This window comes from Streptomyces sp. NPDC059142, from assembly GCF_042755665.1.
Lineage (GTDB): Bacteria > Actinomycetota > Actinomycetes > Streptomycetales > Streptomycetaceae > Streptomyces.
The window spans coordinates 39377-48465 of sequence record NZ_JBHZDA010000045.1 but is presented as its reverse complement, the minus strand read 5'-3'; the positions used below and the strand labels follow the sequence as shown (position 1 = coordinate 48465).

Genomic DNA, 9089 nt, shown 5'->3' with positions numbered 1-9089 from the left:
CGTGGCGGTGCGCGACGCCACCGACCTCCCGCGGGTACGGTTCGGTGATGGGCCTATCGGATAGACGCTTAGCGCAGTTCGGGCCGCCCTGAACAGGGCGCCCCTCACATGTTCCTGCCCGAGATTAGGAACCCGGACGTAGCGGTACGGCCTGTGGCGCTTCCTCGTTCTCCTCTGCGGAGTGATCCGAGAGGAACCGCCACAGCCGACGGCGGAGCGCGGCGATGAGCCGCGCTTTGAGCCGGGCTGTCCACGACCGGACACGGCGGATGGAGCGACGCGCCTTATCGAAGTACCACGAGGCCAGCACTGGAAGGGCCAGCAACAGGTACGCAAGCAGCAGGGCAGAGTTCACGAACAACCTCATGCGGGTCTCGGCGCCCCCGCGACGAAGTTGCTACGCGACGAGGGCGAAGTCAGTCGGGCCGGAGAACGGCCAGACCCCTGGAGCTCGTGGGATAGCCGGCACGGTCAGCCGGAGGACACCGCATGGCGAAGCGTCGGTGGGAGGCGGCGCGGCGAAATGGCCGAAGTAGTGGGCGAAGCTGCTGAGGATGTGCAGGGTCAGCTCTAGCAAGGAATCTGCCAGCGCACGCGCGTTCCGGACGATGCTTTCGGCGCTGGAAGCTTCCGTGGCTCGCGAGAGTCGGTTGAGCTGTAGTGCCAGGCCGTCAGCGAGCAGCCGGAATTGGGACGCAGTCCTCCCCTCACCCGCACGACGGCTCGATTTCAGGAGAGGAGCCAGCCGCTGCTGCCCGTCAACGATCCACGTCGAGTCGGACAAGGGCTCGGTCTTCAGACCGTAGTGCAGCCCTGTCGTGATAGACGGCCTACCGTTTGTGCTCTCCGCCGTCCTGAGGAGCGAGAGGGTCAGCTCTCTGGCCGGACCCTCGGAGGTGGCCAAGTCGCCGGCGCGGAGAAAATCCCGGCGGAGCCACGAGTTGATGGCGCGAACGGAGTCGCGGTAGCTCGTCGTCGGAAACAAGACCCACGACTTCGGTGCCAGGCTCCAGGTGGCGGGCTTCATCATGTGGAAGATGACGGATCGCTTCCCTGTCCCCGATGCTTGTGTGGCCTGGGGGAAATGCATACGGACAAGGGCCATCGCCTCAACCACCAACGTCTCGAACGATGCTGGTGGTTGTGTCGGGAAGCGACGGTAGCTCACAGGAATAAGCCTACGTGATCCTCTGCCCCAAAGGCCGGTATCTCGATCGCAGCAGTCCAGGCTGGCCTTTCCGCGTCCAGACAGAGTCGTCCTCAGGTAACAGTGCGATCTGGTCTGCCCTGTGGCCTCCTCCCTGAGAGGCCAACTTGAAATTGAAGGACCAAGGTATCGTCACTTCGTGACGATACAATCGGCAAAGACGACCGGATCTGTCCGAATGGGAACGAAGGGTGAGCGGGTCGATGGGATGGGTAACCATGATCGGCCCCTCCGACGAGCAGGTTGAGTACCGCCTTACCGGGGGGCACGGCTGCGGGAAGTCCACCACGGTCGACGCTTCCCCCCTCATCGCCGCCATCGAGGTCAAGGCCGAAGCCGCCGGTGCCCCCGTCGCCTCCCTGCTCGGATCCCGCGAGGCCAAGCGAGCCTTCTTCCGCGTCCGTGGACTCCTCCGCAGTGAGGGCACGGCACGATTCACCGGGTTCGATGCCGTCGAAGTCGCTGCCGCAGCCGGACTCGACGCCCGCGACCTCTACGGTGAACAGGCCCTTCCTCCACGGCCCGCCGACGGGCAGGTTGACTACCATCTGGACGCCAGCGAACGCCCTCTGGTCTGGATCGGCAACGGCCTTACCGAGTTCGACATCACCCCCGGCAGCGTCCTCGCCCCCGAGCACTTCCAGGCAGCCCGGCGCCTCATGCACGGGGAAGACCCCCGGACCGGGCAGACCCTCGTGGAACCCAAGCTGGCCATCGCGCCGGCCGCTAAACTCCCTGCCGCTCCACTGGCCCGCGCCATCCGCCGCGCCGCCGCCGAACGCAGCGTGAACCCCGTGGCCCTGCTGGACTCCAAGCGCAAACAGGACGCCTTCCGCAGGATGGAGAGCCAGATCCAGCGGTTCGGGGAGTCCCACCGCATCCCCGTCTCCACCGTGCTGAAACTCGCCGACGCCGTCGGTATCGACGCCGTCGACCTGTACAGCGAAGAAGCGTTGGAGAAGGCGGTGGCTGCGGAGGCGGGTGGCCGCCTTGACGCTCGCGCACTGCTGCGCACGGTCGAGGCCCGCGCCACTGAGACTGGGAAGCAGCCCGCCGACCTGTTCACCGCCGCTTCCATGAAGCGGCGATACGCTCAGACCCAAGCCGAAGGCGAACGCCGCCTTCGGGACCTGCCGATGGACGTACGCGAAGCCGTCGCCATGGCCAAGGCGGCGGGACTCGCGCCCGAGGACGTGTGGGACGCCGAGGAGATCAAAGCCGCTCTCCTCGAAGGCCGCGTTCAGGTCGGTAACTTCGGTGCCGACGTCACTCTGGACCTCGCGAAGTCGAAGTCCGCGTTCCTCGCCTACGCTCCCGAGGAGATCGCCGCCCAGGTCGAGGGCATCTACACGGCCGCCGGCCGCGAGTCCATCGGTGCCCTGGAGCGATGGACCGCGTACGCCATGCGCGGCCACCACGGCGGCGGCGACGAAGCAGAGACAGTGAAGACAAGCGGGTTCTCCGGCTGGATGATGGTTCACCGCGCCGCCCGCCCGGTGGACGGCGCCCCGTACGGCGACCCCCACTTCCATCTGCACTTCACCCTGGCCAACATGGTCAAGGGCACCGACGGCAAGTGGTCCACGATGGCCAGCGGGGGCCGCGACCTCCACCGGCACACCCGCGCGACCCAGTCCCTCATGAACGCTCGCATCCGCAGGGATCTGACCGACACGTTCGGCATCAGCTTCCGCCGTGACGAGCGGACCGGCGCGTGGGAGATCGCAGCCATTCCCGAGGCCACGATCCGGCTGTTCAGTAAGCGCGACAGCCAGGTCCGGGACCTCCTGACCAAGCTGGGCATCGACTACGACAGCGCCACGACTCGCGAGCGCACCGCTGCCTCCACCGCGTCCAAGGCAGCGAAGAACGGCGAAGCCACCGGAGTCGAGGACGACGTTCTACGCGCCTACTGGCAGGCCGAAGGCCGCGCCGCCGGTGACGACCCCGAAGCCGTCGCGGCCAGAGCGATGGCGCCGGACCACATGGACCAGAACCCCGGATTGGACGAGCTGTGCGCCCAGGTCTTCGACCCGAAGACCGGCTTGACCAGCCACTCCAAGGAATTCACCCACGCCGCCGCCATCGCCGCCGTGCTGGACGCTCTCCCGTACGGCGTCGCGGACGCCGCCGAGGCCGAACAGCTCACCAACTCCGTGCTCCGGCACGCGGGATACGCGGTCCAACTGAACCCGAAGGGCGCCCAGCACTTCACGCACGCCGACCGGTACACCACGGCGGACGTCGTGGCCGCGGAAACGCTGATCGTCTCCGAGACCACGAACCGTCTCAACGAGCAATCTGCCGTCGTCGGTCGCGACGCGGTCGACATGACCCTGTCCACCGTCGAGGCCCAGTACGGCGGCAGCTTCACATTCTCCGACGAACAGCGTGCTGTCCTCGAACGGCTGCTCACGGCCGGGCACGGAATCGACGCAGTCGTGGGCATCGCCGGATCTGGCAAGACCACGATCATGAACACCGCGCGGCAGGCATGGGAGTCCCACGGCCTCGTCATCGCCGGCGCGAGCACCGCAGCCGTCGCCGCCGCGAACCTCAAGGCCGAAACGGGCATCGAGTCCCGCACCCTCGCATCCTGGCTCACCGGCATCCGCAACGGCGGCCCCGGCCTCACCGGCGTTGACGTCCTGGTCGTGGACGAAGCCGCCATGTGCGATGACCGTGACGTCGCCGAACTCCTAGCCCACGCAGCGCAAACCGGAACGAAGGTCGTCGGCATCGGTGACCCCAAGCAGCTGCACTCGCCCGGCATCGGCGGTTCCTTCGCCGCGGTGCATCACCTCGTCGGCGGACTCCGCCTCAACGAGAACTTCCGCCAGAAAGACGCGATCGAACGCAGGGCACTGGAACTGTGGCGCGACGACAACCGTGTAGAAGCACTCCGTACCTTCGCCGGCACCGGCCGCGTGCACGCCCTCGCGGACAAGGACGCCACCCTCGCCGCGATGCTCACCCTCTGGGCCGACAAGCGCACCGTGCACACCGATGACCACACCGCTGTGCAGCAGCTCCTCATGCTGGCCACCACCAATGAGATCGTGGACGAGCTGAACACGGGAGCCCGCGCACTGCGGAAGGCAAACGGCGACCTCACCGGTCCCGAGTACGCGTACGCGCTACCCGGCGGTGGCGAGCTGACGCTGTCCGTCGGGGACCAGGTTCTCCTTCGGACCAACGACTACCGAGGCAAGAAGAGCCGTGGCGAAAACGAGGACGTGCTGAACGGATACCGCGGAATCGTACGAGCCGTGGACGACGCGCGCCGCGTACTGGTCGAGTGGCGTGAGAAGACCACCGACGGCCCCCGCGACGTAGCCGCATGGGTTGACGCCGACTACATCGCACAGGGCGGACTCAGCCTCGGATACGCGATCACCGGCCACAAATCCCAGGGACTCAGCGTCCAAGAAGCCCTGGTCTACGGCCCCGGCGCACAGGCGAATGCCCTCTACACGATGATGTCGAGGGACAAGAAGGAAACTCACCTCTTCCTGCCACTGTCCGTCTACGAGAGCGACGCCGACCGTGCCCGCCACGGCGACACACTCACCGAGCAGGAACAACTTGACCGCGCGGTCGCGGGCCTTGTCCGTGAGATCGAGAACGGTACCGAGGAGCGCATGATCCTCACCGAACTCCCGAAGGGCGCCGTCCCTGCCAACGTCCGACAGGAAGTAGCCGACCTCCCGACCCCGCAGGCTCCCAGAAGCGACGGCACGTACGAGGCCGACGACTCTGAGGTCGCTCCGCGCCCCGAGGACCGACGTACCACGAGCGTGCCGGAGGCACCTGCGGCGCTGCCTCCGGACACGGCCCCGAGCATGGAGCTCTCGTACGCGCACCTCAGCAAAGCCGCCCTGCGCGACGCCGTGCGCAAGGCCGCCACGGCCGGGCGCGCCACCAGGGCGGCGGCCGAGGAAGCGGAGGCAGCCGCCGACCGTGCCGGGCAGCAGGCCGCTGCTGGATTCGGTTCCCATGCGCTCGCGTTCGCCCGACGACAGCAGGATGTCGCGCACCGTGCTGTGGCGATCCGCGAAGTCCAAACGCTGGGAGTGCTCGTCGCCGGACGAACCGCAGCTCTGCGCGATGTCGAGGCACGTCTCGAAGGGTTCGAACAGCAGCTGGCTGCCGTTGGTCGATTCAGGCAGCCAGTCCTGCGCGGGGGCGCCCGATGTATGGTCGAAGCCGATCGCGACGAACTGCTTCGCGGGCACGGAGACGCCACGCGTGCACTGGAGCAGTTGAACGGGCGGTTCCGTGACGCGTCCGAGTTCGCAGGTCCCGCAGCGGAGTTCGACACGGTGCTCATCGAGGCAAACATGCCTGATCAGAGCAAGGCCGCGCTCCGTCGACAGGCCCAGGACAAGGACAACCGCGCCGTCGATCGGCTTCGTGCCGAGGCCGTCGCCCTACGTGGCACCGCCAACGGCGCGGCCCACCGTGAGATCGGCCTACGGGATGAACTCTCCGTGCGAACTCGGTTGAACACACACTCGCCCGAGGACCTGGAGAAGCCTGAGCATCGACGAGCAGGGCGACCCGCAGCTCCGTACGCCGGCATCGCGAATAGTGCCGAGGACCCGCAGCCGCACGATGAGCCGGAGGCTCCTATGTCCGGGCCGTGGCGGTGAGAAGGCGGCGGGATCAGTGAGCTTCTTCAGCGTTGCCGCTCCAGGGTGAGGATGGCCTCGGTGATTGACGTCATGTGGTCGGGGCTGCAGCGGGATCTGCGGAAGATCCGCCAGGACTTCAGGCGGGCGACGCCGAGTTAAACGGGTGGCCAGGGCTCGGTCGCGGTCGCTCCTCCGCCGGGAAGGAGACGGGCGGCGGGCGGCGGCTCGGGGACCTTGCGCTTCGCGCGCGTGGCCCGGTCGCCACCAATCAGGTGCCGGTTGTCGAGCAGGGCCTCGCAGTCGTTCTCCGCGACATCCTCGTACGGTCGTCGGCAGTTGCGGCAGTAGACCTCAAGGGCGTCCACGCGGGTCCCGACCTCCGTGGTGAAGCTGCCACGGAAGTCGGCGACCTTGGCGATGCGATCCTCGACCTTGATCTCGGCCGCGATGATCCAGACGTGCGCGAGGGTCTCCTGCTCCCACTCCTCGACAGCGGCCGGTGGCGTGGGCTCATCCAGGGGTTCAGCATAGAGGTCTGCGAACGGCTCGAAGAAAAGCTGCTCGCTCACGTCGAGAACGGGGGTCGGCACAGTCTGGGTCCTCTCCTGGCGACCTACATCAGGTCCAGGCCAAGCGTCAACGCCCGGCCTGCCTCTGGCTTTATCGCGCAGTAGTGATGGCACTTGTCGACGGGTTTGGGAGGCGCCCCGAACCACGGTCGGGTGATGTTGATGAGTTTGGGAGGCACGGCGGCTCTTGCCAGGGGAGCATCGGGATGCTCTTGGTGAAAGGTGCTGGTCATGCCCCGGATGTCGAAGGTCGAGCTGTACGCGGCGATCCGGCGTGACCATCGCGGCGGCATGTCGATGCGGGAGCTTGAGAGCAAGCACGGCGTGACGTGGCGGACGGTACGGAAGGCGCTGGACTCGTCCTGGCCGGAGCCTCGTAAGAAGCTTCCTCCCCGGGCCACCAGGCTGGATCCGTACAAGCCGGTGATCGACGAGATCCTGCGGGCGGATCTGGACGCGCCGCGCAAGCAGCGGCACACGGTGACCCATATCTTCCACCGGCTTGTCGCCAGGGCCGGGTGACCTCCTGGTCGGTCGCCGATCTCGACGGTCAGCTGCCCTGACGGGCGGCTGACCGTCCCGCTGATGACACTCGTTGCGCCCCCTGCTCGGTGGATCTCCGCACTCGTTTTCGACAGTGCCAATGAGGTTCTGTGCGTCAGCCCCAGTTGTGATCTCCAGTGAAGCCGTCGATGGACTCGCGCAGGATGTCCGCGTGACCCGCGTGGCGAGCGACTTCCTCAAGCATATGGATCAGTGCCCAGCGCAGTGACACGGTCGCGCCGTCGAAGAACGCGAATGCAGTGCCGGTGGCGTCGATGGCGAGGCTCTCGATCGCTTCGTCCGCGGCGGTCCGGGCACGGGCATAGAAGTCCAGGATGTCCTTGGCCGGTTCGTCATCGGCTACGTGCCAGTCAGATGCCCCGTCGCCTTCGACTTCGAAGGGAAGGGGATCGCACTCGCGGTCGAACGTCAAGCAGAACCAACCGAGTTCAGCACCGGCGAGATGCTTGAGCAGCCCGAGGAGGCTCATGCCCGACGGGGCTACCGGGAGGCGCAGTTGGTCATCGTCGAGGCCCTCAAGCTTCCAAAGCATCGCGTCGCGGTGTCGATCTAGGGCGATGCGCAGGCTTTCCTTCTCGCCGCCGGTAAACGGCACGTGTTTGACCATGCCCAGACCCTAGTGGCTGAAGCCACGACACGGCGGTGCCGTCATTTCTCCTCAACATTGACGTACCTATTGATCACTAACTGCCTCCGGAAACCATCAACAAACGCTGTTCCTTGAGATCAACGAAGCCACTGCCTCTATGGACGGAGTCAGAGAGCCAGGCGTTACACCACGGGGCCTTGGGCATCGGTCACGGAGCGCTTCGCACGTCGAGTCGTTCGCTTCGGGTGCCGCGAACGGGGTGTAGTGGGCGGGCGGGAGCATCGTCGGACGATTGTCCGAGCAAGTTACGGGTGGCCGACGCTCCGGCGAATGACGCCGTCGCTTGTGTGCAGGGCCGCCGCGAGTTGGTCGCTCAGATCTACAGGTAGGGTTCCGGTTTCGAGTCCGCAGGCGCGGAGGAGAGCGTGGTCATCTTGCGCCTGCTGATCGGTTGCGAGGGCCATGTACAAGGGATGTGCCAAGGTCTCCCGGGCGGCGTATCCGTCGCTTGTTGCCGTCGTCCGGTGGTGCAACTGCTCGACTACTTGGCGCGCGGCTGGATCCTCGGTGGAGGCGATGATGTCCAGCACTGTGAGGCCGAGTCTCGTGTTGAAGACGGTCATGCCCAGCTCGTTCGTTCGGCCGAGGTAGGTGGTCACCAGATCTTGTACCTGGTGGTGGACTGGCTGGCCGGCGGCCCGGCGGCAGAAGACCGTCAGACAGTCGGTGATGGCGTTCTCCCAGGCTTCACCGGGCTGCGTGTGGGCCAGGACCTCGTCGGCGGTGGCGGTGTCCCCGGTAGTGAGAGCGGCGAGGACGGCGACTTGGCGGCCGTCGAGCATCCGTTGCCCGATGCCACGGTGTTCTTCGATGTGGGCGAGTGCTTCGGTCCAGCGTCCGGTGGTTGTCAAGGTGCGTGTCCCGTCGGCGAGGAGGACTCGCCACAGCCAGGCGCGTACCTCGTGGCGGTCGGCGCTCGCGGTGAGGTTGGCGGGGACGGTGATGCCTTCGAAGGCAGCGGCGGTCCCGGTGGTGACGGCGTCGTACAAGGCGAGGAGGTGGTGGCGGCCGTCGTCGGGGTGGCCGGCGCGGATCTGGAGGCGGGCCAGGTTGACGACGGGTTCGAGGGCACGGATCGCGGACATGCCGGGCAGGGGGCAGGCGTGGAGGTAGGCCGCGGCGTGCTGGTGGCACATCGAGCGGGCCAGCTCTGGAACGCCGAGGTCGGAGGTGATGAGGGCGGCCTGGTTGTAGACCGTGGAGGCCAGGCCCTGATCTGCTTTGTCCGCTGCGGTGGCGGCCAGTTCCGTGAGGCTGTTCACGCGTGCGGGCAGGGGGAGGCAGGCGGGTCGGAAGCGGGCGACGAGCGGAAAGCGCTGGGCTGTGGGGCCGCGCGGATCCATGGGGCCTCCCGGGGGCGAGAACGGAGAGGTGCCGGAGACGTGGGGGGGCGAGAGGGGGGTGTGTGAGGGGCTCAGCGCGGGGTGGGGTTGGTGTTGTTTGGGAGAGACGAATGAAAGGTGGGC

General features: G+C 66.9%; 6 protein-coding genes and 1 pseudogene. 2 read left to right on the top strand and 5 right to left on the bottom strand.

What is annotated here, in order from left to right; translation table 11 throughout:
- Nucleotides 1-397 precede the first annotated feature (397 nt).
- Nucleotides 398-1168, bottom strand: coding sequence for a hypothetical protein (locus ACFXPK_RS18185; protein ID WP_385076470.1), 771 nt, complete (start codon nucleotides 1166-1168; stop codon nucleotides 398-400).
- A gap of 257 nt (nucleotides 1169-1425) precedes the next feature.
- On the opposite strand from ACFXPK_RS18185, the gene mobF reads away from it, so the two are divergent.
- Nucleotides 1426-5859 (top strand): MobF family relaxase, encoded by a 4434-nt coding sequence (gene mobF / locus ACFXPK_RS18180; RefSeq protein WP_385076467.1) that lies wholly within the window; start codon nucleotides 1426-1428, stop codon nucleotides 5857-5859.
- 26 nt (nucleotides 5860-5885) lie between these two features.
- Here mobF and ACFXPK_RS18175 read toward each other — a convergent pair.
- Together ACFXPK_RS18175 and ACFXPK_RS18170 are read right to left on the bottom strand one after the other, a co-directional pair.
- Nucleotides 5886-5993: pseudogene (locus tag ACFXPK_RS18175) on the bottom strand (IS5/IS1182 family transposase); the annotation flags it as partial.
- 3 nt (nucleotides 5994-5996) lie between these two features.
- Nucleotides 5997-6410, bottom strand: a complete 414-nt coding sequence (locus ACFXPK_RS18170; RefSeq protein WP_385076464.1) for a hypothetical protein — start codon at nucleotides 6408-6410, stop codon at nucleotides 5997-5999.
- A 231-nt stretch (nucleotides 6411-6641) separates the two neighbouring features.
- Here ACFXPK_RS18170 and ACFXPK_RS18165 point away from each other — a divergent pair, with 231 nt between their 5' ends.
- Nucleotides 6642-6932 (top strand): hypothetical protein, encoded by a 291-nt coding sequence (locus ACFXPK_RS18165; RefSeq protein WP_385076461.1) that lies wholly within the window; start codon nucleotides 6642-6644, stop codon nucleotides 6930-6932.
- A 136-nt stretch (nucleotides 6933-7068) separates the two neighbouring features.
- Here ACFXPK_RS18165 and ACFXPK_RS18160 read toward each other — a convergent pair whose 3' ends face one another.
- The gene (locus ACFXPK_RS18160; RefSeq protein ID WP_385076459.1) at nucleotides 7069-7581 is read right to left on the bottom strand and encodes a DinB family protein; all 513 of its coding nucleotides are present in this window, start codon (nucleotides 7579-7581) and stop codon (nucleotides 7069-7071) included.
- Nucleotides 7582-7868: 287 nt separating this feature from the next.
- Nucleotides 7869-8966 (bottom strand): hypothetical protein, encoded by a 1098-nt coding sequence (locus tag ACFXPK_RS18155; protein WP_385076456.1) that lies wholly within the window; start codon nucleotides 8964-8966, stop codon nucleotides 7869-7871.
- Nucleotides 8967-9089 lie beyond the last annotated feature (123 nt).

Bases quoted from the DNA above. Each gene is read 5' to 3' on its own strand.
- mobF (WP_385076467.1), top strand. From the start codon at position 1,426: ATGATCGGCCCCTCCGACGAGCAGGTTGAGTACCGCCTTACCGGGGGG.
- ACFXPK_RS18165 (WP_385076461.1), top strand. From the start codon at position 6,642: ATGCCCCGGATGTCGAAGGTCGAGCTGTACGCGGCGATCCGGCGTGAC.
- ACFXPK_RS18160 (WP_385076459.1), bottom strand. From the start codon at position 7,581: ATGGTCAAACACGTGCCGTTTACCGGCGGCGAGAAGGAAAGCCTGCGC.
- ACFXPK_RS18155 (WP_385076456.1), bottom strand. From the start codon at position 8,966: ATGGATCCGCGCGGCCCCACAGCCCAGCGCTTTCCGCTCGTCGCCCGC.